This is a genomic window from Kitasatospora sp. NPDC048715 (assembly GCF_043198905.1).
Lineage (GTDB): Bacteria > Actinomycetota > Actinomycetes > Streptomycetales > Streptomycetaceae > Kitasatospora > Kitasatospora lactacystinica.
This window is the reverse complement of the sequence record NZ_JBICVH010000027.1, coordinates 1-22,796: the sequence shown is the minus strand read 5'-3', so window position 1 is coordinate 22,796 and position 22,796 is coordinate 1. Positions and strand designations below refer to the sequence as shown.

General features: G+C 73.6%; 21 protein-coding genes. 15 read left to right on the top strand and 6 right to left on the bottom strand.

The features are described from left to right. Window positions 1-35 precede the first annotated feature (35 nt). The 4 genes from ACGFSC_RS38730 to ACGFSC_RS38715 all read left to right on the top strand — a co-directional run bounded on the left by ACGFSC_RS38730 (window position 36) and on the right by ACGFSC_RS38715 (window position 5,502). Window positions 36-2,852 carry a GNAT family N-acetyltransferase gene (locus ACGFSC_RS38730; protein ID WP_359913257.1) on the top strand — a complete coding sequence of 939 codons (2,817 nt, stop codon included), beginning with the start codon at window positions 36-38 and terminating at the stop codon, window positions 2,850-2,852. A gap of 91 nt (window positions 2,853-2,943) precedes the next feature. After that, window positions 2,944-3,543 carry a DUF5998 family protein gene (locus ACGFSC_RS38725; protein ID WP_359913254.1) on the top strand — a complete coding sequence of 200 codons (600 nt, stop codon included), beginning with the start codon at window positions 2,944-2,946 and terminating at the stop codon, window positions 3,541-3,543. A gap of 44 nt (window positions 3,544-3,587) precedes the next feature. Beyond that, the gene (locus ACGFSC_RS38720; RefSeq protein ID WP_359913253.1) at window positions 3,588-4,775 is read left to right on the top strand and encodes a nucleotide pyrophosphatase/phosphodiesterase family protein; all 1,188 of its coding nucleotides are present in this window, start codon (window positions 3,588-3,590) and stop codon (window positions 4,773-4,775) included. A gap of 70 nt (window positions 4,776-4,845) precedes the next feature. Next, window positions 4,846-5,502, top strand: coding sequence for a thymidine kinase (locus ACGFSC_RS38715; protein WP_359913251.1), 657 nt, complete (start codon window positions 4,846-4,848; stop codon window positions 5,500-5,502). A gap of 103 nt (window positions 5,503-5,605) precedes the next feature. Here the strand turns inward: ACGFSC_RS38715 and ACGFSC_RS38710 are convergent, their stop codons facing one another. After that, window positions 5,606-6,349 carry a VOC family protein gene (locus ACGFSC_RS38710; protein WP_359913263.1) on the bottom strand — a complete coding sequence of 248 codons (744 nt, stop codon included), beginning with the start codon at window positions 6,347-6,349 and terminating at the stop codon, window positions 5,606-5,608. Window positions 6,350-6,588: 239 nt separating this feature from the next. Here ACGFSC_RS38710 and ACGFSC_RS38705 point away from each other — a divergent pair, with 239 nt between their 5' ends. Continuing rightward, window positions 6,589-7,467 carry a sulfurtransferase gene (locus ACGFSC_RS38705; RefSeq protein WP_359913248.1) on the top strand — a complete coding sequence of 293 codons (879 nt, stop codon included), beginning with the start codon at window positions 6,589-6,591 and terminating at the stop codon, window positions 7,465-7,467. A 97-nt stretch (window positions 7,468-7,564) separates the two neighbouring features. Here the strand turns inward: ACGFSC_RS38705 and sepH are convergent, their stop codons facing one another. After that, the gene (gene sepH, locus ACGFSC_RS38700) at window positions 7,565-8,644 is read right to left on the bottom strand and encodes a septation protein SepH (protein WP_359913245.1); all 1,080 of its coding nucleotides are present in this window, start codon (window positions 8,642-8,644) and stop codon (window positions 7,565-7,567) included. A 517-nt stretch (window positions 8,645-9,161) separates the two neighbouring features. Here sepH and ACGFSC_RS38695 point away from each other — a divergent pair. Next, window positions 9,162-10,055 (top strand): hypothetical protein, encoded by an 894-nt coding sequence (locus tag ACGFSC_RS38695; RefSeq protein WP_359913242.1) that lies wholly within the window; start codon window positions 9,162-9,164, stop codon window positions 10,053-10,055. Window positions 10,056-10,063: 8 nt separating this feature from the next. Here ACGFSC_RS38695 and ACGFSC_RS38690 read toward each other — a convergent pair whose 3' ends face one another. Continuing rightward, window positions 10,064-11,386 (bottom strand): D-arabinono-1,4-lactone oxidase, encoded by a 1,323-nt coding sequence (locus ACGFSC_RS38690; protein WP_359913239.1) that lies wholly within the window; start codon window positions 11,384-11,386, stop codon window positions 10,064-10,066. A gap of 105 nt (window positions 11,387-11,491) precedes the next feature. Continuing rightward, a complete protein-coding gene (locus tag ACGFSC_RS38685) occupies window positions 11,492-12,760 on the bottom strand; it encodes an MFS transporter (protein ID WP_359913237.1) in 1,269 nt (422 codons plus the stop codon). Between the two features lie 132 nt (window positions 12,761-12,892). On the opposite strand from ACGFSC_RS38685, the gene ACGFSC_RS38680 reads away from it, so the two are divergent. Continuing rightward, entirely contained in the window at window positions 12,893-14,035 is a 1,143-nt protein-coding gene (locus tag ACGFSC_RS38680) for a ferrochelatase (protein ID WP_359913235.1), read from the top strand. A 103-nt stretch (window positions 14,036-14,138) separates the two neighbouring features. Then, on the top strand, window positions 14,139-14,957 hold the full coding sequence (locus ACGFSC_RS38675; protein ID WP_359913233.1) for an inositol monophosphatase family protein: 819 nt from the start codon (window positions 14,139-14,141) through the stop codon (window positions 14,955-14,957). A 164-nt stretch (window positions 14,958-15,121) separates the two neighbouring features. On the opposite strand, the gene ACGFSC_RS38670 is transcribed toward ACGFSC_RS38675, so the two are convergent. Then, window positions 15,122-15,307: a hypothetical protein gene (locus ACGFSC_RS38670; protein WP_030057688.1), complete on the bottom strand. Its 186-nt coding sequence runs from the start codon at window positions 15,305-15,307 to the stop codon at window positions 15,122-15,124. A 444-nt stretch (window positions 15,308-15,751) separates the two neighbouring features. On the opposite strand from ACGFSC_RS38670, the gene ACGFSC_RS38665 reads away from it, so the two are divergent. The 4 genes from ACGFSC_RS38665 to ACGFSC_RS38650 all read left to right on the top strand — a co-directional run bounded on the left by ACGFSC_RS38665 (window position 15,752) and on the right by ACGFSC_RS38650 (window position 19,768). Next, a complete protein-coding gene (locus ACGFSC_RS38665; protein WP_359913230.1) occupies window positions 15,752-16,405 on the top strand; it encodes a response regulator transcription factor in 654 nt (217 codons plus the stop codon). 73 nt (window positions 16,406-16,478) lie between these two features. Further along, complete coding sequence (locus ACGFSC_RS38660; RefSeq protein ID WP_359913228.1) at window positions 16,479-17,777, top strand: HAMP domain-containing sensor histidine kinase; 1,299 nt, start codon at window positions 16,479-16,481, stop codon at window positions 17,775-17,777. A gap of 232 nt (window positions 17,778-18,009) precedes the next feature. Next, window positions 18,010-18,996 carry an acyl-ACP desaturase gene (locus ACGFSC_RS38655; RefSeq protein ID WP_359913225.1) on the top strand — a complete coding sequence of 329 codons (987 nt, stop codon included), beginning with the start codon at window positions 18,010-18,012 and terminating at the stop codon, window positions 18,994-18,996. A gap of 472 nt (window positions 18,997-19,468) precedes the next feature. Continuing rightward, window positions 19,469-19,768 (top strand): DUF4193 domain-containing protein, encoded by a 300-nt coding sequence (locus ACGFSC_RS38650; protein ID WP_329924615.1) that lies wholly within the window; start codon window positions 19,469-19,471, stop codon window positions 19,766-19,768. 290 nt (window positions 19,769-20,058) lie between these two features. On the opposite strand, the gene ACGFSC_RS38645 is transcribed toward ACGFSC_RS38650, so the two are convergent. Further along, window positions 20,059-20,508, bottom strand: coding sequence for a DUF3093 domain-containing protein (locus tag ACGFSC_RS38645; protein WP_380350893.1), 450 nt, complete (start codon window positions 20,506-20,508; stop codon window positions 20,059-20,061). A 135-nt stretch (window positions 20,509-20,643) separates the two neighbouring features. Here ACGFSC_RS38645 and ACGFSC_RS38640 point away from each other — a divergent pair, with 135 nt between their 5' ends. The 3 genes from ACGFSC_RS38640 (at window position 20,644) to ACGFSC_RS38630 (ending at window position 22,559) form a co-directional block, all read left to right on the top strand. Continuing rightward, window positions 20,644-21,222 (top strand): PaaI family thioesterase, encoded by a 579-nt coding sequence (locus ACGFSC_RS38640; protein WP_359913260.1) that lies wholly within the window; start codon window positions 20,644-20,646, stop codon window positions 21,220-21,222. Further along, window positions 21,219-21,686: a dUTP diphosphatase gene (gene dut / locus ACGFSC_RS38635; RefSeq protein WP_359913220.1), complete on the top strand. Its 468-nt coding sequence runs from the start codon at window positions 21,219-21,221 to the stop codon at window positions 21,684-21,686. Before ACGFSC_RS38640 ends, dut begins: the two co-directional genes overlap by 4 nt. A gap of 69 nt (window positions 21,687-21,755) precedes the next feature. Then, window positions 21,756-22,559, top strand: a complete 804-nt coding sequence (locus ACGFSC_RS38630; protein WP_359913217.1) for a DUF3710 domain-containing protein — start codon at window positions 21,756-21,758, stop codon at window positions 22,557-22,559. The last annotated feature ends 237 nt before the right edge of the window (window positions 22,560-22,796 follow it).

The window sequence follows — 22,796 nt, the reverse complement described above, 5'->3', positions numbered from 1 at the left end:
CGCCATTCGGCCCGCCGCCGGATAACCTGACGAATGTGGAAGACCCCGCGGTGGCGAACCCCGAGCAACCCGACTATCCGCAGCACTGGGAAGCGGACATCCTGCTGCGTGACGGCGGCACGGCCCGGATCCGGCCGATCACCCCCGCCGACGCCGGCCGGCTCGTGGAGTTCTACGAGCAGGTGTCGGACCAGTCCAAGTACTTCCGCTTCTTCGCCCCCTATCCGCGGCTCTCCGACAAGGACGTCCGCCGCTTCACCCACCACGACTTCGTGAACCGGGTGGGCCTCGCGGTGGTGGTCCGGGACCGCTTCATCGCCACCGTCCGGTACGACCGGATCGACGCCGAGGGCCGCCCCTGCGACACCGGCACCGACGCCGAGGTGGCCTTCCTGGTGCAGGACGCCCACCAGGGCCGCGGCGTGGCCTCCGCCCTGCTGGAGCACATCGCGGCGGTCGCGCAGGAGCGCGGCATCCGCCGCTTCCAGGCCGAAGTGCTGCCGGAGAACCGGAAAATGGTGAAGGTCTTCACCGACGCCGGGTACACCCAGCACCGCAGCTTCGCCGACGGCGTGGTGCACCTGGAGTTCGACCTCGAACAGACCGACCGCTCGCTCGCCGTGATGCGCGCCCGCGAGCACCGCGCCGAGGCGCGCTCGGTGCAGCGGCTGCTCACCCCGCGCTCGGTGGCGGTGATCGGGGTCTCCCGCACCCCGCAGACCGTCGGCCGGGCCATCCTGCGCGACCTGCTGGGGGACGACGCCCCGGCCGACCGCGCGGTGTACGCGGTGAACCGCAACGCCGCGCCCGGCACCGAGCTGGACGGCGTCCCGGTCCACCGTTCGATTCTGGACATTCCCGGACCGGTGGACCTCGCCGTGATCGCCGTCCCCGAGGGCGCCGTCCCGGCCGCCGTCGCCGAGTGCGGCGCCCACGGGGTGCAGGGCCTGGTGGTGGTCACCGCCGGCTACGCGGAGACCGGCCCGGAGGGCCGGGACCGCCAGCGCGCGCTGGTCCGCCAGGCCCGCGCGGCCGGCATGCGGGTGATCGGCCCGAACGCCTTCGGCCTGATCAACACCGACCCGCAGCACCCGCTGAACGCCTCGCTCGCCCCGCGCCTGCCCGGTAGCGGCGGCTTCGGGATCTTCTGCCAGTCCGGCGCGATCGGCGTGGCCCTGCTGGAGGCCGCCCACAAGCGCGGCCTCGGCGTCTCCTCCTTCGCCTCGGTCGGCAACCGCTCCGACGTCTCCGGCAACGACTTCCTCCAGTACTGGGCCGAGGACGACGCCACCCAGGTGGTGCTGCTGTACCTGGAGTCCTTCGGCAACCCGCGCAAGTTCACCCGGATCGCCCGCCGGCTGGCCGCCGTCAAGCCGGTCGTGGTGGTCAAGGGCGCCCGGCACACCGGCAGCCTGCCGCCCGGCCACGCCGTCCCCGCCACCGCCACCGGCCTGCGCGACGCCACCGTGGACGCGCTGTTCGAACAGGCGGGCGTCACCCGGGTGGCGACGATCACCGAGCTGTACGACACCGGCGAGCTGCTGGCCCAGCAGCCGCTGCCACCGGGGGACCGGGTCGCGGTGGTCGGCAACTCCGACTCGCTCGGCCTGCTCACCTACGACGCCCTGCTGAGCGCCGGCCTGCGCCCGTGCACTCCCGTCGACCTCACCACCGCCGCGACCGGCGAGAACTTCCGGATCGCGCTGGACGTCGCGCTCGCCGACCCGGCCGTGGACGCGGTGATCGCCGTCGCCATCCCGCCGATCGGCACCTCCGCCCACGCCTTCATGGGCGGCCGGCTGACCGGCGAGGACGACCCGGCGATGGGCTCGGACGACCCGGAGATCGCCGCCGCCCTGCTCGAAGCGGCCCTGCGCGCCCGGGAGCTGGGCAAGCCGCTGCTGCTCACCCACCTGGCGCTGACCGACCTGCCGACCCGGCTGCGCCCCGGCGGCATCCCCGCCTACGCGGCGCCCGAGCGGGCCGTGAACGCCCTCACCCACGCCGTGCACTACGCGCAGTGGCGCCGCCGCACGGCCGAGGCCGAGGAGACGGCGCGCGTCCCCGAGCTGGACCGGATCGACGAGCCCGGCGCCCGCCGGCTGGTGGAGGCGGCGCTGAGCACCCGGGCCGCGGTGGCCGCGCGCACCCAGCCCGGCGGCGCCCGGATCACCCTGCCCGAGGCCGGGGCCCAGGAGCTGCTGGCCCGCTACGGGATCGACGTCTCCCCGGTGCGGCCGGCCCCGGACGAGGAGACGGCCGTACGGGCCGCGGGGACGCTCGGCTACCCGGTGGCCCTCAAGGCGACCGCCCCGCACCTGCGCCACCGCCCCGACCTGGGCAGCGTCCGGCTGGACCTGACCGACGAGGCGGTCCTGCGCCGCGCCCACCGCGAACTGGACGCGCTGCTCGGCGGCGCCGCGCAGGCCGAGCTGGTGGTCCAGCGGATGGCGCCGCGCGGCGTGGACACCGTGATCGCCGCCACGGTGGACCCGGCGGTCGGCGCGATCCTCTCCTTCGGCCTGGCCGGTGCGCCGGCCGAACTGCTGGGCGACACGGCGCACCGGCTGGTTCCGGCCACCGACCAGGACGTCGCCGGGCTGATCCGGGAGGTCCGGGCGGCGCCGCTGCTGTTCGGCTGGCGCGGCGCCGAGGCGGTGGACACCGGCGCGCTGGAGGAACTGCTGCTGCGGGTCTCGCAGCTGGTGGACGACGTTCCGGAGATCGCCTCGGTGGATCTCGAACCGGTGGTCGTGGCCCCGCACGGACTGGCGATCCTGGGGGCGCGGGTACGGGTCGCACCCCTGCCGGTCCGCAGCGATCTGGGCCCGCGCGCGATGAGCACGCTGTAACCTTCCTTGGTTGCGCCCTGCCCGGGCGCTGTTGTCCGAAGCTCGGCGCCGTGCCGCCCGCTTCGTCGGCGGACCATGCCAGGATGGAGATATGGCGAAGACCGGTACCACCACCACTCAGGACCTGCGCTCGGCTATCGAGCGCAGCGGCTACTACCCGGCCCTGGTGTCCGAGGCGGTCGAGTCCGCGGTGGGCCCGGAGCCGATCAGCTCCTACCTGGTGCACCAGGAGACGACGTTCGACGCCAACGAGGTGCGCCGGCACGTGACGGTGCTGGTGCTCACCCCGACCCGGTTCGTGGTGAGTCACACCGACGAGCAGTCCGGGGCCGAGGGCAGCCCGGCGGTGCCGTTCGCGACGACGTCGACGGAGAGCGTCCGGCTGGACCGGATCGGTTCGGTCGTGCTGAGCCGGATGGTGGCGAACCCCGAGACGTACACCCCGGGCACCCTGCCGCGCGAGGTGGTGCTGACGATCGGCTGGGGCGCGGTGCAGCGCCTGGACCTGGAGCCGGCCGGCTGCTCGGACCCGAACTGCGAGGCCGACCACGGCTACACCGGCTCGGCCACGGCCGACGACCTCTCCCTGCGGGTGAGCGAGGCCGGCGACGGCCCGGAGACGGTGGCCCAGGCGCTGGTGTTCGCCCGGGCGCTGTCCGACGCGACGATCAGCACCAGCCCGCGGGTCTGAGCTCCGCCGCATCCGACCGACCGCACCGCTACGAATCCGGTTCCATGTCCTTCGTTCCTGCCGACGGCTACGACGCCTTCGAGATCCTTGACCCGGCTACGGCCCCCGCGCCCCCGTACGGCAGCGGCTCGCTGTGCGACCTGCTGCCCTCGGTGGCGGCGGGGCTGGGCGTCCCCGGGTTCACCGCGACGCTCCCGATCGCCCCGGCGGACCGGGTGGTGGTGTTCCTGGTGGACGGCCTGGGCTGGGAGCTGCTGCTGCGCCACCCCGAGTACGCGCCGTTCCTGTCCTCGCTCGTCGGGAGTTCGCTGGGCGGCAGCGGCCGTCCGCTGACCGCGGGCTTCCCGTCGACCACGGCGACCTCGCTGGCCTCGGTCGGCACCGGCACGCCGCCGGGCCTGCACGGCCTGGCCGGGTACACGGTGGCGGTGCCGGGCGCCGGCTACCTGATGAACCAGCTGCGCTGGCAGCCGCCGACCGACCCGCACGCCTGGCAGCCGTACCCGACGGTCTTCGAGCGGACCCACCAGGCCGGGGTGGCGACCGCGCAGGTCTCGTCCCCGCTGTTCGCCCAGACCCCGCTGACCAGGGTGGCGCTGTCCGGCGGCACCTTCCTCGGCCGCACCACGGGCGAGGAGCGGATGGACCTGGCGGCCTCCTGGCTGGCCGAGCACGACCGGGCGCTGGTGTACACCTACGTCAGCGAGCTGGACGGTGCGGGCCACCGCTTCGGGGTGGACTCGGACGAGTGGCGGATGACGCTGGACGCGGTGGACCGGCTGGCCCGCCGGCTGGCCGCGCAGCTGCCGCCGCGCTCGGCGATGTACGTGACGGCCGACCACGGCATGATCGACATCGCGCCGGAGGACCGGATCGACTTCGACGAGGACTGGGAGCTGGGCGCCGGCGTCGCCCTGCTCGGCGGCGAGGGCCGGGCCCGGCACGTGTACGCGGTGCCCGGTGCGGCGGCCGATGTGCACGCGGTCTGGAGCGAGGTGCTGGGCGACCGGATGTGGGTGGCCACCCGGGACCGGGCGATCGAGGCGGGCTGGTTCGGTCCGACGGTGGACGAGCGGGTGTACGCCCGGATCGGCGACGTGGTGGCCGCGGCGCGCGACGACATCGCGATCGTCGCCTCCCGCAACGAGCCCGGCGAGTCCGCGATGATCGGTCTGCACGGTTCGATGACCCCGGTCGAGCAGTTCGTGCCGCTGCTCGAAGTCCGCGGTTAGCCGGGCCGCGCCGCCCACTTGACTTATCTGTGCCCGAACTCCCTTGATTTGAAAGGCCTTTGCTCCACCCATGGCTGAACTGGTGTTCTTCTCGGGCACGATGGACTGCGGCAAGTCGACGCTGGCGCTGCAGATGGACCACAACCACACCGCGCGCGGCCGGCAGGGCGTGATCCTCACCCGCAACGACCGGGCGGGCGCGGCGACGATCTCCAGCCGGCTGGGCCTGCGCGCCGACGCGGTCGAGGTGACGGACGACTTCGACTTCCACGCGCACGTGGTGCAGCGGATCTCGGCCGGCGGGCGGGTGGACTACCTGATCTGCGACGAGGCGCAGTTCTTCGCCGCCGAACAGGTCGACCAGCTGGCCCGGGTGGTGGACGAGATGGGCATCGACGTCTACACCTTCGGCATCACCACCGACTTCCGCACCCGGCTGTTCCCGGGCTCGCAGCGGCTGATCGAGCTGGCCGACCGGGTGGAGGTGCTCCAGGTCGAGGCGCTGTGCTGGTGCGGCGCCCGGGCCACCCACAACGCCCGGACGGTCGGCGGCGTGATGGTGGTCGAGGGCGCGCAGGTGGTGATCGGCGACATCTCGGTGGACCGGGACGAGGTCGGCTACGAGGTGCTGTGCCGCCGCCACCACCGCCGCCGGCTGACCGCCGCGACGGCGCGCGCCTCGGTGCTCTCCCCGGACGTTCTGCCCTTCGAGGAGCAGCAGGCCTGAGGGGAACGGCAGGCCCGAGGGGACTGGCAGGCCGGAGCGGAGCAGCAGGCCCGGGAGGGCCGGCGGCCCGCAGGCACCGGCGCCCCCCGGACGGCCGCGGCCGCTACGGAATCACTTCCAGCACGGAGAAGTGCCCGCCCTGCGGGTCGGCGAGCCGGGCGGCGCGGCCGCGGGCGGTGTCGTGCGGTTCGACCAGGACCCGGCCGCCGAGCTCCACGGCGTGACGGGCGGCCAGCCCGGCGTCGCGGACCACGAAGTGGGTGCGCCAGCGCGGCGGGTGGCCGCGCAGCTCGGCGCGGTGCCGGATGCCGGCGACCGGCCGCTCGTTCACCAGCAGTGCGGTCTCGTCCGCGGTGGAGCGGACCGGGCGGCCGAACACGGTGGAGTAGAAGGCGGCGGCGCCCTGTGCGTCGGGGGTGAGCAGTTCGGCCCAGGCCGGGGCGCCCGGTTCGCGGCCGGCCTCCCGGCCGAGGTGCTCCTCGCCCTGCCAGAGGCCGAAGACCGCACCGGAGACGTCGGCGGCGATGGCCATCCGCCCGGCGCGTTCGGCCTGGAGCGGTCCGACGGCGACGGTCCCGCTGCACTCGCGGACCAGCTGGGCGGTGCGGTCGGCGTCGTCCACGGCGAAGTAGGTGGTCCACTGCACCGGGAAGCCGGTGGCGGTGGAGACGCCGAGGCCGGCCACCGGCGCTCCGTCGAGCTCGGCCCGGACGTAGTCGCCGAGCTGCCCGGGCCCGGGCGTGTACGTCCAGCCGAGCAGGGCGCCGTAGAAGGCGCGGGCGCCGGGCAGGTCGTCGGTCAGCAGGCTGACCCAGCAGGGCGTGCCCTGGGCCAGTCGGAGTTCCACGGCGGGCAATGCGGGCCTCCTCGTGGGTGGTTGGCGCACGGAAATCCACGCGCGCGAGGGTGATGCTTCCACCCTGGCGGGCGCCCAACCCTCGGGCCGCGCGGAGAATCCGGCAAAGACCCCACAAAGAGCGGCGGTTCGGGCGTGTCCCGACGGATTCCATCGGATTTCGCGGGTCGGACTACGGCAAGGAGCCGGATGCCCCGTCGCTGGCGCCGCGCTGCGCGACAATGGCCGCCATGACCACCACCTACAACGACGGTTCCCCGCTGATCTCCGCGGCCGAGCTGCGGGAGGCGCTGGCCTCCGCGCTGCCGCCGGTGCTGCTGGACGTGCGCTACCAGCTGGTCGGCGCCGCGCCGGGCGGCCCGACCGCGGCCGAGGAGTACCGGGCCGGTCACCTGCCCGGCGCCCACTTCGTCGAGCTGGACCGGGACCTGGCCGCCCCGCCCGGCGCCCCCGGCCGGGGCGGCCGCCACCCGCTGCCGGACCCGGAGGAGTTCGGCGCGGCGATGCGCCGCTTCGGGGTGAGTGCGCTGCGCCCGGTCGTGGTGTACGACGGCGCGGCCTCGATGGCGGCGGCCCGGGCCTGGTGGCTGCTGCGCTGGGCCGGGCACCGGGACGTCCGGGTGCTGGACGGCGGGTTCGCGGCCTGGCAGGGGGCCGGGCTGCCGGTGTCGACCGAGCCGCCGGAGCCGGGGGAGGGCGACTTCAAGCCGGTGCCGGGGCAGCTGCCGACGGTGGACGGGGACGGCGCCGCGGCCCTGGCGCGCGGCGGCCTGCTGCTGGACGCCCGGTCCGGGGAGCGCTACCGGGGCGAGAGCGAGCCGGTGGACCCGCGGGCCGGGCACATCCCGGGCGCGGTCTCGGCGCCGACCGCCGGGAACGTGGGCCCGGACGGCCGGTTCCGGCCGGCCGCCGAGCTGGCCGCCCGGTTCCGGGCGCTGGGCGCGGGGGAGCGGGAGACCGCGGTGTACTGCGGTTCGGGCGTGACGGCGGCGCACCAGATCCTGGCGCTGGAGGTGGCGGGTCTGTCGGCCGTGCTGTACCCGGGCTCGTGGAGCGAGTGGTCGAGCGACCAGTCGCGTCCGGTGGCGGTCACCGAGCAGCCGGGCTGAGCCTGCGCACCCTGCGGCGGAATCCCCCGACGGGTGCGCAGCGGTAGGGGGCGCCGGCTCGGCCGACGCCCCCTACCAGCGTGCTGCTGCTGCGCTACTACTCCTGCTTCTTGCGCCGGCTGCCGAAGACGATCTCGTCCCAGCTGGGCACGGTGGCCCGGCGGCCGGGCCGGACGCCGTCCGCCTCGGCCTGCCGGTCGGTGGTGCCGACCAGGCGCTCACGGTGCGGGGCGACGGCGCGCGGCATCAGGATGTCGGCGTAGGCCGAGCCCGCGCCGACGGCCGGGGCGGCCGCCGCAGCGGCCTCCTCGCTCTCCTCGGCGACCTCGGCGGGCACCGGTTCGATCGGGGCGGGGGCGCCGACGGCGAGGTCGCCGCGGAAGGCGGGGACCACGTCGAGCAGGCTGGTCAGCGAGTCCCGGGCCTCGGCGGTGGCCTCCCGCGACTCGCGGACCTCGCGGGCCGACATGATGCGGTCGGCCGAGGGCCGGTCGATCATCGGGCGGGGCGGCCGCTCGTGGGGGAGCCGGGCGATCCGCGGGATGAACGGGAAGACCGACTCCTCCTCGCGCTCGACGTTCTCGCCGATCAGCGCGCGGGCCTCGTCGTCGTTGGGCTGGACCAGGCGCCGGGGCGGGTCGTACGTCCAGGAGGCGCTGCGGCCCTCGCCGTCGGCCCGGTAGGAGAGGATGACCTCCCAGGTGCCGTCGTCGCGCCGCCAGGAGTCCCAGCGCTCGGTCTCCTTCTCGGCGCCGCGCAGCGCGAGCCGCTCGGCGACGGCCTCGCCGAGCTGCGGACCGGGGGACTCGCCGTTGCGGCGGATCGCGGTCTTGCGGGCGCGCTCGGCCATGAAGGCGCGCTCGGCGAGCACCGGGCCCTCGAAGCGGCGGACGCGGTCGACGGAGATGCCGGCCGCCTGGGCGACCTCCTCGGCGGAGGCACCGGCTCGTATCCGGGCCTGGATGTCCCGGGGCCGCAGATGGCTCTCGACCTCGATCTCGATCTGGCCGAGGCGCGGCCGGTCCCCGCGGATGGCGGCACGCAGCCGCTCATCGATGGGAAGGGTGTACTCCGTGCTGTCGGCAGCCTTGAGCACCAGCCGTGTGCCGTCGTTGCTGACGGCCACAACCCGCAGTTCGGGCACGGTTACCTCCCGGGTGGTGCCTGCCGACGTCACCTGCGTCGCTGCTCCCGTACTGAGTGTGGCCTGCCCACTGGCGACTGGCCACAACCTTGCTGAGTTCCCCGGCGTGTCGGGCTTACGCCCGCGCGCGCCGCTGTGGCACGGTTGCCTTTTTGCCACGCCGTCCGTCGGCGTCGCGCCTGGGTGTCCCGGCCGTCCTCGCACGCGGAGTGTTCGCGACGATCCGGGACCGGCGTCGCCGTGCGTGCCCGTTCAGTGGCTCCTCGTCAAGCTACCGGTGTAGACGTAGTCGACAAGTCGACCCAAGGCTCGGGCTTTACGAACAGTACTCCATTCGTGGCATCCAGCGGGGCGGCTCGCCGCTCAAGTCTCCCGCGATTCACGGGAATCTCAAGAGCGCGCTCCCCCAATGGCGGACCACCGTCGGATGAACGGTGATCATCTTCACACAATCCGGGCGCGGAGAACCGCATTTTCGTCCCTTGTGTCCTTCTTTGTGCAAGATGGAGAGCCTTGTTCGAGGAACAGTCGTACGGACCGAGGGATGTTGATGCCGGAGCGGAGCCCCGCCGAGGAGGGCGGAAAGGTCAAGGAGGAGCGCAGGCGCATCGATCTGAGTGTGGCTCAGGTCGCGGCGAGTGCGCTGGCCACGGTGGTGGGCGCGCTGCTGGCCTCCGAGCTGGGGGTGTACGGCACGATCCTGGGCGCCGCCGTGGTGAGCATCGGGGCCACCACTGGTGGCGCGGTGTTCCAGCACATCTTCAAGCGGACCGGTGAGCAGCTGCGCGAGGCGGTGGACCGGGGGCCGAACCAGGCCGTCAACACCCTGCGGCAGGCGCCGGTGGAGACCGGGCCGTCCGGGACGCGGGCGCAGCCGCCGGTGATCACCTCGGAGTGGAACGAGCCGCAGGTGGTGCGGGCGCGCCGGCGGTGGGGCTGGAAGACGTACGCGGCGGTGTCCGGGCTGGTCTTCGTGCTGGCGATGGCGCCGATCGTGGCGTTCGAACTGGCCACCGGGCAGCCGGTGTCGGCGACGGTCAAGGGCGAGTCCGGCAACGGCACGTCCTTCGGCGGGGCGCTGACGTCCAAGTCCGACAAGTCCGACCGGCCGCAGGACGCCCCGACGGACCGGCCCGCCCCGGGCGGCCGCCCGGGCCAGGACACCGCGCCGTCCGGCGGGGCCTCGGCCCCGGCGACCACCAGGCCGAGCCGGGAGCCGGGCGACACGCCGAGCACCGGCGCGGGGACGGCCTCGCCCTCGGCGGGCCCGGGCGCGACCCCGTCGGCCGGCGCCTCCCCGTCGGCGGGCGGCGGGAAGCCCGGCGGCGGCACGACCCCGCAGCCGCCGGCGCCGAGCGAGGCCCCGGCGAGGGAGCCGCTGAAGGAGCCGGCGAAGGCGCCGGTGGCCCCGCCGTCGGCCGGCGGGACCGCCGCGACCTCCTAGGAGACGGTCTAGGCGCCCAGCACCCGGCGCAGGTAGTCGTTGCCGAACACCCGCTGCGGGTCGACCTCGTCGCGCAGCGCGGTGAAGTCGCCGAAGCGCGGGTAGACGCCGGCCAGGTACTCGGCGTCGCGGGTGTGCAGCTTGCCCCAGTGCGGCCGGCCCTGATGGGCGGTCATCAGCTGTTCGACGCCGGTGAAGTAGCCCTGGTCGGCGGTGCCCCGGTAGAGGTGGACGGCGATGTAGGCGCTGTCCCGGCCGGAGGCGGTGGAGAGCCAGAGGTCGTCGGCGGGGGCGAAGCGCACCTCGACCGGGAAGCTGACCTTCCAGTCGGAGCGCTCGACCAGGGCCTTCAGTTCGCGCAGCACCTCGCCGACGGCCGCGCGCGGCACCGCGTACTCCATCTCCACGAAGCGGACCTTGCGCGGGCTGGTGAACACCTTGTACGCGGTGTCGGTGAAGCTGCGCTCGGACCAGGCCCGGCTGGCCATCGAGGCGATGGAGGGGATCGAGCCGGGGAAGCGCCGGCCGACCCGGCAGGCGCCCTCCCAGACGGTGTTGGAGAGGAAGTCGTCCTCCAGCCACTCCTTGAACCGGGGCAGCGGGGCGGCCGGGCCCTGACTGCGGTTGTTGCGCTTGGTGGCGCAGCGGTCGGTGTGCGGGAACCAGTAGAACTCGAAGTGCTCGTTGACGGCGGTGAGGTCGTCCAGGCGCTCCAGCACCTCGTCGAAGCCCATCGGCTGTTCGTGCGCGGTGAGCAGGAAGGCCGGCTCGACGCCGAAGGTGAGCGCGGTGATCACGCCGAGGGCGCCGAGGCCGAGCCGGGCGCCCTGGAAGAGCCGGGGGTTCTCGGTGGGGGAGCAGCGCCGGACGGTGCCGTCGGCGAGGACGATCTCCAGGGCGCGGATCTGGGCGGCCAGCGAGCCGGAGTCGCGGCCGGTGCCGTGGGTGCCGGTGCTGGTGGCGCCGGCCACGGTCTGGACCTCGATGTCGCCCATGTTGGTCAGCGAGAGGCCCTCGGCGGCGAGGACCCGGTTGAGCCGGTGCAGCGGGAGGCCGGACTCGACGGTGATGGTGCCGGCCTCGCGGTCGATCCCGCGGACGGCGGTGAGCGCGTGCGGGCGGATCTGGACGCCGTCGCCGGCGGAGGCGATGGAGGTGAAGGAGTGGCCGGAGCCGACGGCCTTGACGGTGCGGCCCTGTTCGGCGGCCCGCAGGATCTCCTTGGCCAGTTCCTCCGCGGTGCCGGGGGCGGCGGCCCGGGCGGGCCGGGCGCTCTGGTTGCCGGCCCAGTTGGTCCACCGGGCGGGGGTCGCGGTACTGGCCTGGGGCATTGCGCTGCCTCCTGCTCCGTGGCCGAACGGGTCGGCGCGGTCCGGGGCGGCGCTACCGCCCTACCCGCCGGTACGGCCCGCGGGTAGGGCGAGAGACTAGTCAGTTCACCGGTCGGCGTCTACGGGTCGTCCGGCCCCGTCGGCCGCAGCCTCGGCGGTGGGTTCGGTGGCCAGTCCGGCGCGCAGCCGGGCGAGGCCGGCGAGGGCGGCGACCACGCCGAGCAGGCCCGCGGCCAGCGGCACCCAGTAGCCCGCGGCGGCTCCGGAGGCGTCGACCACCCAGCCGCCGGCCGAGGACCCGACCGCGACGCCGAGGGCCAGGCCGGTGGTGGTCCAGGTCATGCCCTCGGTCAGCTGGGAGGCCGGGACGAGCCGTTCGACCAGGGCCATCGCGGTGATCAGGGTGGGGGAGATGGCGATGCCGGCGATCAGCAGCGCGGCGCCGACCGCGACCAGCCCGCCGACGCCGTGCACCGCGTGGGCGACCAGCAGCAGCGGAACCATGCTGACCGCCATGAACAGGACGCCGACGAGGAAGCGCACCGCCATCGAGCCGGTGAGCTTGAGGGTCCCGAAGACCACCCCGGCCAGGCAGGAGCCGAGCGCCCACAGGGCGAGGATCACGCTGGAGATCGACTTGTGGCCCTGGGCCTCGGCGTAGGCGACGGTGACCACCTCGACCGAGCCGAAGATCGCGCCGGTGGCGACGAAGGTCACGATCAGCACCTGGAGGCCGCGGTTGAGGATGACCGAGCCGCCCGCGTGCCGGGCGGCCGGGTGGACCGGCGGCTCGGTGGAGCGCTGCCCGGCGAACAGCAGCACGCCGACGGCGAGGAAGATCCCGGCGAGCAGCACGCCGGCCTCGGGGAAGACGGAGGTGGCCAGGCCGATGGAGAGGATCGGGCCGACGATGAAGCAGACCTCGTCGACCACGGCCTCGAAGGAGTAGGCGGTGTGCAGCTTGCCGGTGTCCTCGCGGTAGAGGTGGGCCCAGCGGGCGCGGACCATCGCACCGGTGCTGGGCATCACTCCCATGCCGGCGGCGAAGAGGAACAGCGTCCAGTCCGGGGCCTCCAGCCGGGCGCAGAGCAGCAGGCCGGTGACGGCGACGATGGTGATCGCCATGGCGGGGACGATGATCCTCCGCTGGCCGTGCCGGTCCACCAGCCGGGAGACCTGGGGGCCGAGGATCGCGGCGGAGACCGCGAGGCAGGCGGAGACCAGGCCGGCCACTCCGTAGGAGCCTCTGAGCTGGGACAGCATGGTCACGATGCCGATCCCGGTCATGGAGATCGGCAGCCGGGAGACGAAGCCGGTGGAGGAGAAGGCCAGAGTGCCGGGGGAGGCGAATATCTGGCGGTAGCTGGACAGCACGGGAGCTCCGGGCAGGGGGAGTAAGGAACAAGGCTGGCAAACACAGCTTACGTACGTTGGCAAACGGTATTTTCCGGACACCCGCGCGGCCCCCGCGACGGCACCCGGCCCCTCAGTGGCAGGATCGGTGCCATGTCCGACGCGCGCAAACCCTCCCCCTCCGGCGCCGCCCCGTACGACGCCCTGCTGCTGCTCTCCTTCGGCGGGCCCGAGGGCCCCGAGGACGTCGTCCCGTTCCTGGAGAACGTCACCCGCGGCCGCGGCATCCCCAAGGAGCGGCTGAAGGAGGTGGGCAAGCACTACTTCATGTTCGGCGGGGTCAGTCCGATCAACGGGCAGAACCGCGAGCTGCTCGCCGCGCTGCGCAAGGACTTCGCCGAGCACGGGCTGGACCTGCCGGTGTACTGGGGCAACCGGAACTGGGCGCCCTACCTGGTCGACACCCTGCGGGAGCTGGCCGCCGACGGCCACCGCCGGATCGCGGTGCTCGCCACCAGCGCCTACGCCGGCTACTCGGGCTGCCGCCAGTACCGGGAGAACCTGGCCGACGCGCTGGCCGCGCTCGCCGAGGAGGGCGTGCCCGCTCTGCGGGTCGACAAGCTGCGGCACTTCTACAACCACCCGGGCTTCGTCGAACCGATGACCGACGCCGTCCTGGCCGCCCTGGAGGAGCTGCCCGAGGCCGTCCGTCCCGGCGCCCGGCTGGCGTTCACCACCCACTCCGTCCCGGACTCGATGGCCGAGACCTCCGGCGCCCCGGACGACCCGGCCCGCGGCGAGCCCGGCGGCGCGTACGTCGCCCAGCACCTGGACGTGGCCCGGCTGATCGCCGCCGCGGTGGCCGACCGCACCGGCGTGGCCGAGCGGCCGTGGGAGCTGGTGTACCAGAGCCGCAGCGGGGCCCCGCACACCCCGTGGCTGGAACCCGACGTCTGCGACCACCTGGAGGCCCAGCACGCCGACGGCGCGCCCGCCGTGGTCATGGTCCCGATCGGCTTCGTCTCCGACCACATGGAGGTCAAGTACGACCTCGACACCGAGGCCGTGGCCAAGGCCGCCGAGCTCGGCCTGCCGGTGGCCCGGGCCGCCACCGTCGGCGCCGACCCCCGGTTCACCGCCGCGGTGCGCGAGCTCGTCCTGGAGCGGGCCGCCGTCGAGCGCGGCGAGCGGGTGACCCGCTGCGCCCTCGGCACCCTCGGCCCCAGCCACGACGTGTGCGCGGTGGCCTGCTGCCCGAACCCGCGCGCCCCGCGTCCGGCGGTCGCCGAGCACTGACCGCCCGTCCCGCGCGCCCGGTCCGTCCCGCGCGTCCTGGCCACCCCGCGCGCCCCGTCCGTCCTGCCGTCCCGTCCGTCCCGTCGCTCCGGAGGAGAACCCCGTGCCCACCCCCGCCCTGTCCGACGACCGGCTCCTCGACGACCTGCTGGAGGTCGCCCTGGACGCGGCCCGGCAGGCCGGCGCGCTGCTGCGCGACGGCCGCCCCGCCGACCTCGGCGTGGCCGGCACCAAGAGCAGCCCGGTCGACGTGGTCACCGAGATGGACCTCGCCTCCGAGAAGCTCGTCCTGGAGCTGATCACCGACCGCCGCCCGGAGGACGGCTACCTCGGCGAGGAGGGCGCCGAGCGGCCGGGCACCAGCGGGGTCCGCTGGGTCGTGGACCCGCTCGACGGGACGGTCAACTACCTGTACGGGCTGCCCTCCTGGGCGGTCAGCGTGGCCGCCGAGGTGGACGGCCGCGCGGTCGTCGGCGTGGTGTACGCCCCGGCCCGCGGCGAGCTGTTCCACGCCGTCCTGGGCCGCGGTGCCCGCCTCGACGGCCGGCCGGTCTCGGCCCGCCCGGCCCCGCCCTGGGGCCAGGCGCTGATCGCCACCGGTTTCAACTACGTCCAGTCGGTGCGGGTCCGGCAGGCCGAGGTGCTGCTGGCGCTGATGCCGCAGGTGCGCGACATCCGCCGGGGCGGGGCGGCCGCGGTGGACCTGTGCGACGTCGCCGCCGGGCGGCTGGACGGCTACTACGAGCGCGGCCTCGCCCCCTGGGACCGGGCGGCCGGCTGCCTGATCGCCGCCGAGGCCGGGGCCCTGGTCGGCGGCCGTCCCGGGCACGGCCCCGACGGCGAGCTGACCGTGGCCGCCGCCCCCGGGGTGTACGAGCCGCTCCAGGAGCGGCTGGCCGCGCTGCGCGCCTGGGCGGACTGACCGGTTCCGGCCGCCCCGCCCGCGGAACCCGCGGGTCCGGGCGGGGCGGCCCCGGACATGCGAAGAGCCCTGGCATACGGGGAATGCCAGGGCCTGGGTTTCGCACGGCCCCCGCAGGGCCGCTGGTGCCGGAGATCCGGCGACTGGTCGGTGTGCCGGACGGGTCAGGCAGCGGTGCGGTGGCGCTCCAGCACCGTGTCCACGCCGTGCTCGGCGGCGAGTCGGCGGAGGTCGTCCAGCTCGGACTGCTCCACCTCGGCGAGGAACTCGTCCCCGGCCTCGATCGCGCGGTGCAGATCCTGCTCGGCGTTGGCTATGCGCTGCAGGATTCCGGCCTTGAAGGCGTCCATACGGGCCCCCTTACTGTGTCGGACGTGCACGGTCGTGCGCTCTCCGCCCCGAGGAGGTCCAGCCGGTGAAAGCACCGAGCCCGGATGGTGGTGAAGGTCCGGATAGGTGCGGAGACGGCCCTTCGGCCGCTCCCGGTGATGTCCCAGCCCCAGGGCCGGCGCGGATGAACGCACGGCGGGTGGGTGCGACCGGCCGTCAGCCAGATCGCGGGTGTGCAGCTGTCCTCCCCGCCCCGGAGGGCGGGAAACCTCCCGGCGGAAGAAAGTTGCCTGTGTCACAGTCCAAGCGGAGTGCTGCGGGTGCGAACGGTGACGGCCGGGGGCTCCGGCTCCGTGCCCGAGGGGCAGCTTATCGCTGCTTTACCGCTGGACCAGGCAGGATGGAGGCACCGTCGGAGCCGCGCGTCCGCTTTCCGGGGCCGGCCTGGAGAAGGGACAACGACCGTGCGGGTTCTCGTCGTCGAGGACGAGCAGCTGCTTGCCGAGGCCGTCGCGACCGGCCTGCGCCGCGAGGCGATGGCCGTCGACGTGGTGTACGACGGGGAGGCCGCGCTCCAGCGCATCGCGGTCAACGACTACGACGTCGTCGTCCTGGACCGCGATCTTCCGCTGGTGCACGGGGACGACGTCTGCCGCAAGGTGGTCGAGCAGGGCCTGGCCACCCGGGTGATCATGCTGACCGCCTCCGGCGACATCAGCGACCGGGTCGAGGGCCTGGAGATCGGCGCGGACGACTACCTTCCGAAGCCGTTCGCCTTCAGCGAACTCGTCGCCCGGGTAAGGGCGCTGGGCCGCCGTGCGACCGTTCCGCTGCCCCCGGTGCTGGAACGCGCCGGCATCTCGGTCGACCCCGGCCGGCGCGAGGTGATCCGCGACGGACGCACCGTCCAGCTCGCCCCCAAGGAGTTCGCCGTCCTGGAGGTGCTGATGCGGGCCGGCGGCGCCGTCGTCTCGGCCGAGCAGCTCCTGGAGAAGGCCTGGGACGAGCACACCGACCCGTTCACCAACGTCGTGCGCGTCACCGTGATGACGCTGCGCCGCAAGCTCGGCGACCCGCCGGTGATCGTCACCGTGCCGGGCTCCGGCTACCGGATCTGACGACCGGAGTCCGCCCGACCCCGGACTCCCCGCCGTACGCGCCCGCCCCGGCGGACGCCCCGAGAGGACCATCATGACCACCCCGCCCCCGGCCGGCGGGGCCTCCGGCGCGCCCGCCGGCGGCCCGCGTGCCGTCCCGCCGAAGCCCCTGACCCCGCCGCGCGTCCACCGCCCCGGGCACTACACCCCCGGCGACGGCATGCTCGCCTGGCTGCCCTTCCGCCCCACCATCCGGATGCGGCTCACCCTGCTCTACGGCGGGATGTTCCTGATGGCCGGCGTGGTGCTGCTGCTCCTGATGTACGTGTTCTTCCAGGACGCCGTCTCGTACCTGGCGCCGCGCAAGCTGGTCTTCGACGGCAGCCTCCGGGTCACCAGTCCCGACGGCGTCAGCACCACCATGAACAGCGCGGACTACAACCAGTGGCAGGCCGCCGACTACCTGGCGCGCTCCAACTCCGCGCTCAACACCCTGCTGCGCAAGTCGCTGACCATGCTGGTCTGCCTCGCCGTGATCGCCTTCGCGGCGGGCTACGCGATGGCCGGCCGGGTGCTGCGCCCGCTCGGCCGGATCACCCGCACCGCCCGCGACGTGGCCTCCTCCGACCTGCACCGCCGGATCGAGCTGGACGGCCCGGACGACGAGCTCAAGGAGCTCGCCGACACCTTCGACGGCATGCTGGACCGGCTGGACCGCTCCTTCGACTCCCAGCGGCGCTTCGTCGCCAACGCCTCGCACGAGCTGCGCACCCCGCTGGCGATCAACCGCACCCTGCTGGAGGTCCAGCTCTCCGACCCGGCGGCCTCGTCCGACCTCCAGCAGTTGGGGAGGACCCTGCTGGCCACCAACGAGCGCAGCGAGCAGCTGGTCGAGGGCCTGCTGCTGCTCGCCCGCAGCGAGAACGAGCTGACCGACCGGCGCCCGGTGGAGCTGTCCGAGGTGGCCACCCGGGCGCTGGAGCAGACCCGCGGCGAGGCCGACAAGCGCGAGGTCGAGCTGCGCGCGAAGCTCGATCCGGCCATGGCCGCCGGCAACGGCGTGCTGCTGGAGCGCCTCGCGCTCAACCTGCTGCAGAACGCCGTGCGCTACAACACCCCGGGAGGCTGGGTCGAGCTGGCCACCACGGCGGTGCCCGGCGGCGGCGAGCTGGTGGTCTCCAACACCGGCCCGATGGTGCCCGGGTACGAGCTGGAGCACATCTTCGAGCCGTTCCGCCGGATCAAGGGTGCCGACCGCACCCGCAGCGACAAGGGGGTCGGGCTCGGCCTGTCCATCGTCCGCTCGGTGGTGCGCGCCCACGGCGGCACCATCGAGGCCACGCCGCGCGCCGGTGGCGGACTCACCATGAGGGTCCGCATCCCCTCTCCGTAAGGGTCGAACGACCCTTCCGTAGGCGACCGTTCCCAGCCGCCCCCGCCAGGCCCGTCAAGACGACATAAGGCCTGGCGGGGGCGGCTTGTCTTTTCCGGCCCGAGCAACTTACGGTGTCGTAACCTACGCAACCGTAGGTGAATCCGTCGGCGGCCCGTCGGCGGGTCCGCACGAAGTGTCCCCGTCTCAACGCGCCCGTCCCAGCGCGTGCCGTCCCCTCAGGAGCAAGACCGTGACCATCGCCCCTGTGCAGAGCAGCAGCTCCCCGCTCGTCGCGAGCGGCTGGACCGACGCGCGGCTGATCCTCGCCCTCGAAGAGGTCGTCGAGAAGGAGCTCAACCGCCACCTGGCCGTGGCGAAGGAGTGGATGCCCCACGAGTTCGTCCCGTGGAGCCAGGGCCGCGACTTCGACGGCGTGCTGGGCGGCGAGGCCTGGTCGCTGGAGCAGTCCCGGGTGACCGCGGTGGGCCGGGTGTCGCTGGTGGTGAACCTGCTGACCGAGGACAACCTGCCCAGCTACCACCACGAGATCGCGACCATGTTCGGCCGCGAGGGCGCCTGGGGCACCTGGGTGCACCGCTGGACGGCCGAGGAGGGGCGCCACGGGATAGCGATCCGCGACTACCTGCTCGCCACCCGGGCGGTCGACCCGGTGGAGCTGGAGCGGGCCCGGATGAGCCACATGTCCGAGGGCTTCGAGTCCGACAACGCGCACAGCATGCTGCACTCGGTCGCGTACGTGGCCTTCCAGGAGCTCGCCACCCGCATCGCGCACCGCAACACCGGCAAGTACGCCGGCGACCCGCTCTGCGAGCAGCTGCTGGCGAAGATCGCCAACGACGAGAACCTCCACATGGTCTTCTACCGGAACCTGCTGAAGGCCGCCCTGGAGATCGCCCCGGACCAGGCCATGCGGGCCGTCGCCGACGTCGTCACCGACTTCCGGATGCCCGGCCACGGAATCCCCGGCTTCGAGCGCGCCGCCGCGCAGATCGCCATCGGCGGGGTGTACAACCTGCGTATCCACCACGACGACGTGCTCCAGCCGGTGCTGCGCCACCTCAAGGTCATGGAGATCGGCGGGCTCGGCCCGGAGGGCCTGCTGGCGCAGAACGAGCTGGGCGTCTTCCTGGACGGGCTGGACGATCAGGCCCGGAAGTTCGAGGAGCGCCAGGCCGCCCTGCTGGCCCGCCGCGCGGCCCGGAGGACCGCCGGCTGAGGCCCGGCACCGGGCGGTCGGAGTGGGTGGATTTTCCGTGATTTGACCAGGAAGATTCTTAACGTGACCAAGCTCACATCGTGTCGCTCCGCGATTCCGGGCAACCCCGGAGAGTGATCACCGGCCCAGGGGTGCCGATCGCCGTCCGTGACCGGATTTCGGCCCCCGGCCGGTCCGCGGGATCGGTCGGTCTCCCTGGTGGGCACGGGATTTCTCAGGCGCCCGCACCGGTCTTGCTCACTGTCCGTGTCTGGTTTATCGGGTCCGACAGGGGTCGGCGATGGCCCAGCGTGAGGCCTTCCGCAGGCCCGGGGATCACCCCGATGGAGCCCGGGCTGAGTGTCGATTGAGTAACAGGGCTTGAAGTAAGGCAAAATCTCCGCCTCGGGTCGGGCACAAGACCGACCCCCCATGCGTTACGTGCGCTGGAGATACCGCACACACCGCACAACCCGGAGGGGGAGAGCGACAAATGGCAACCGACTACGACACCCCACGCAAGACCGACGATGACGTCAACGAGGACAGCATCGAAGAGCTCAAGGCTCGGCGGAACGACAAGGGCGGCAGCTCTGTCGACGTCGACGAGTTCGACGCCGCGGAGGGCATGGAGCTTCCCGGCGCCGACCTCTCGAACGAGGAGCTCGCCGTCCGTGTCCTGCCGAAGCAGGCCGACGAGTTCACCTGCATGAGCTGCTTCCTGGTTCACCACCGCAGCCAGCTCTACAGCGAGAAGAACGGCAACCCGATCTGCCGGGACTGCGGCGCCTGAGCACCGCGGCGGACAGGGCCCGGTGCCCGCGGCTGCGCCCGCGGGACCGGCACACCGCTCCTTCCGGCCCCGGGCAGCGGGGCCGGACGGCAGGTCCGGGTACCGTCCGGCAGGACGGGCCCGGCAGGACGGAGTCGGCCGGGAACCCGGTCAGGACAAAGTCGTAGGGACGGTCCCGCAGCAGCGGAACCGTCCCTCTCCGTTTGTCCGGCCTCTTCGGTCCGTCCGGCCGGCGTCTTCGTCCGGCCCGGGTCCTGGCCCGGCCGGCTCACGGCCGGCTCGGGCCCGCCTCAGGTGCGGGCGCCGCGCCGGGCGTCCTCCAGGGCCTCCGCCAGCTTCATCGGCGAGCGGGTCGACAGGTACAGGTACGGCGTCGGGTCGGCCGGGTCGGTCACCTCGACCCGCAGTGCCGTCGGGACGTAGCTGCGCAGCAGCATGAAGGCGCGCGGATCGGCCTTCGGGCCGCGCCAGGCCGCCGCCTCGGCGGGGCTCAGGGCCTGAGCGTCGCCGAGCGCGTCCACCGGGATCCGGGCCGGGCCGGCCACCAGTGAGCCCTGGACCACGCGGATGCGGGCCGAGCCGTAACTGCTGATCGCGACCGCGCCGGCGGCGATGCCGACCACCAGCCCGATCAGCGCGGCCGGACCGCTGACCCGGATCAGGATCAGCGCGAGCGTGAGACCCACCGCGATCGGGAGCAGCCACCAGGAACGCGGCACCGTGAGGCGTTCGTCGTACATGCCCCCCATTGTGGTCGCCCTGACGTCCGGCGCGGGACGCCACCCCCACCGGAGGCCCCCTACCCCTGGGTAGGGTTGGCCCCCGTGACCGGTACGACAGCCCCCAGCACCCCCACCGACCGGCCGGCGCCCGTCATGCCGCCGACCCCGACCACCCCGCCGCCGGACGCCGTCCTGCCGGAGCGCCACCCCCGGGCGCCCGCCCCCGGCACCCGGCTCGGTTCCCACTACGAGCACTGCTTCGGCTGCGGCCCGCAGCACCCCGGCGGCCTGCGGATCGACGCGGTCGCCGGCGAGGGACTCGACGTCACCGCAGAGTTCGCCGTCCGCGACGCCCACCAGGGCGGCCCGGGCCTGGCCCACGGCGGGCTGCTGACCACCGCCATGGACGAGACCCTCGGCACGCTCAACTGGCTGCTGCACGCCCCCGCCGTGACCGGCCGGCTGGAGACCGACTTCCTCAGCCCGGTACCCGTCGACTCGGTGCTGCACCTGCGCGCCTGGATCACCGGTGTGCACGGCCGCAAGATCTACAGCGCCGCCGAGGCGCGGATCGGCGGCCCGGACGGACCGCTCGCCGTCCGCGCGCAGGCCCTCTTCATCCAGGTGAAGCTGGAACACTTCACCACGCACGGTCGTCCCGAGGACATCGAGAAGGTCCTCGACGACCCGGATCTGATGAAGCGCGCACGAGCCTTTGAGGTGAACCCTTGAGTGATACCCCCCGCCCGCAGCTGGACGTCCTGATCAAGCGCATCGACCCCGAGCTGCCGCTGCCCGCCTACGCGCAGCCCGGGGACGCCGGTGCCGATCTGCGCACCACCGTCGACGCCGAGCTGGCGCCCGGCGAGCGGGCCGTCCTGCCCACCGGCATCGCCGTCGCCCTGCCGGACAGCTACGCGGCCTTCGTCCACCCCCGGTCCGGGCTCGCAGCTCGTTGCGGCGTTGCCCTCGTGAACGCCCCGGGGACGGTCGATGCCGGGTACCGTGGAGAGATCAAGGTGATCGTCGTCAATCTGGACCCGCGCGAGGGGGTCAGCTTCCGCCGAGGGGACCGGATCGCCCAGCTGGTGATCCAGCAGGTCGAGAAGGCCCGTTTCCACGAGGTGGAGGAGCTGCCTGGGTCGGCACGTGCCGAGGGCGGGTTCGGGTCGACCGGCGGCCACGCCGCGGTCTAGCATGCCCGCGGCCTCGCAGGAAGCCGAGCAGGTATTCGCATCGGTCTTGGACCGGGAAGGACAGTGACCGTGTTCCGTCGTCGCCAGAAGAGCGAGGACGCTGTCGAGCAGCTCGCCGACGACGCCATCAGCGCCGACGAGACGGCCGATGACGTCGAAGGTTCCGCCGAGAGCGAGAACGTGACCGAGCTGGACCCGGCCGACAGGGTCGGCCTGCCGCCGGCCCCCCGGCCGGACGGTCCGTGGGACCACTCCGAGCTCGAGAACCCCGAGGAGGGGCGAGTCGACCTCGGGGGTCTGCTGGTCCCCGGTGTCGAGGGCATGGAGCTGCGCGTCGAGGTCGCCGGTGACGCGATCGTGGCCGCCACCCTCGTGCTCGGCAACAGCGCCATCCAGCTCCAGGCCTTCGCGGCCCCGAAGTCCGAGGGCATCTGGGGGGAGGTCCGGGAGGAGATCGCCAACGGCATCACCTCGCAGGGCGGCCTCATCGAGGAGGAGGAGGGCCCGCTCGGCTGGCACCTCCGCGCCCAGGTCCCGGTGCAGCTGCCGGACGGCACCCAGGGTGTGCAGCTGGTGCGGTTCGTCGGCTGCGACGGCCCGCGCTGGTTCCTGCGCGGTGTGATCTCGGGCCAGGCCGCGGTGCAGCCGGAGATGGCCGGGATCCTGGAGCAGGTCTTCCGGCAGACGGTCGTCGTGCGCGGCGAGTCCCCGATGGCTCCCCGTGACCCGATCGTCCTGAAGCTTCCCGAGGACGCCCAGATGGTCGCCGACGGTGGCGGGGCCGCCGCCGCCGGCGGCGAGGGCGACAACCGCTTCGGCGGCACCTCGCTCGACCCGTTCGCACGCGGTCCGGAGATCACCGAGGTCCGCTGACCCGGCTCCGACCGGCCTCGACCGGCACCGATCGCCCCTGCCCGGACCCCCGGGCAGGGGCGATTTGCATGTGACGGGCCGGTCCCCGTACAGTTCCGGAGTCGCCGCGGGAGACCGGGGCGGCAAAGCGGAAAGCAAATCCGATGAATGAAACTCCGGAAAACGGAGCGGAAAACATCTGATAAGCTGGAAACACGAAAGAACGAAGCCCGGAGGGTCCGCTGGAAGGCGGTCCGA

What these genes read in the sequence shown, in the direction of transcription:
- ACGFSC_RS38690 (WP_359913239.1), bottom strand. Translation starts at nt 11,386, where the DNA reads ATGCCCCAGGCCAGTACCGCGACCCCCGCCCGGTGGACCAACTGGGCC.
- ACGFSC_RS38670 (WP_030057688.1), bottom strand. Translation starts at nt 15,307, where the DNA reads ATGGACGCCTTCAAGGCCGGAATCCTGCAGCGCATAGCCAACGCCGAG.
- ACGFSC_RS38640 (WP_359913260.1), top strand. Translation starts at nt 20,644, where the DNA reads ATGCCGCCGACCCCGACCACCCCGCCGCCGGACGCCGTCCTGCCGGAG.
- ACGFSC_RS38660 (WP_359913228.1), top strand. Translation starts at nt 16,479, where the DNA reads ATGACCACCCCGCCCCCGGCCGGCGGGGCCTCCGGCGCGCCCGCCGGC.
- ACGFSC_RS38715 (WP_359913251.1), top strand. Translation starts at nt 4,846, where the DNA reads ATGGCTGAACTGGTGTTCTTCTCGGGCACGATGGACTGCGGCAAGTCG.
- ACGFSC_RS38720 (WP_359913253.1), top strand. Translation starts at nt 3,588, where the DNA reads ATGTCCTTCGTTCCTGCCGACGGCTACGACGCCTTCGAGATCCTTGAC.
- ACGFSC_RS38680 (WP_359913235.1), top strand. Translation starts at nt 12,893, where the DNA reads ATGTCCGACGCGCGCAAACCCTCCCCCTCCGGCGCCGCCCCGTACGAC.
- ACGFSC_RS38645 (WP_380350893.1), bottom strand. Translation starts at nt 20,508, where the DNA reads ATGTACGACGAACGCCTCACGGTGCCGCGTTCCTGGTGGCTGCTCCCG.
- ACGFSC_RS38725 (WP_359913254.1), top strand. Translation starts at nt 2,944, where the DNA reads ATGGCGAAGACCGGTACCACCACCACTCAGGACCTGCGCTCGGCTATC.
- ACGFSC_RS38695 (WP_359913242.1), top strand. Translation starts at nt 9,162, where the DNA reads ATGCCGGAGCGGAGCCCCGCCGAGGAGGGCGGAAAGGTCAAGGAGGAG.
- ACGFSC_RS38705 (WP_359913248.1), top strand. Translation starts at nt 6,589, where the DNA reads ATGACCACCACCTACAACGACGGTTCCCCGCTGATCTCCGCGGCCGAG.
- ACGFSC_RS38650 (WP_329924615.1), top strand. Translation starts at nt 19,469, where the DNA reads ATGGCAACCGACTACGACACCCCACGCAAGACCGACGATGACGTCAAC.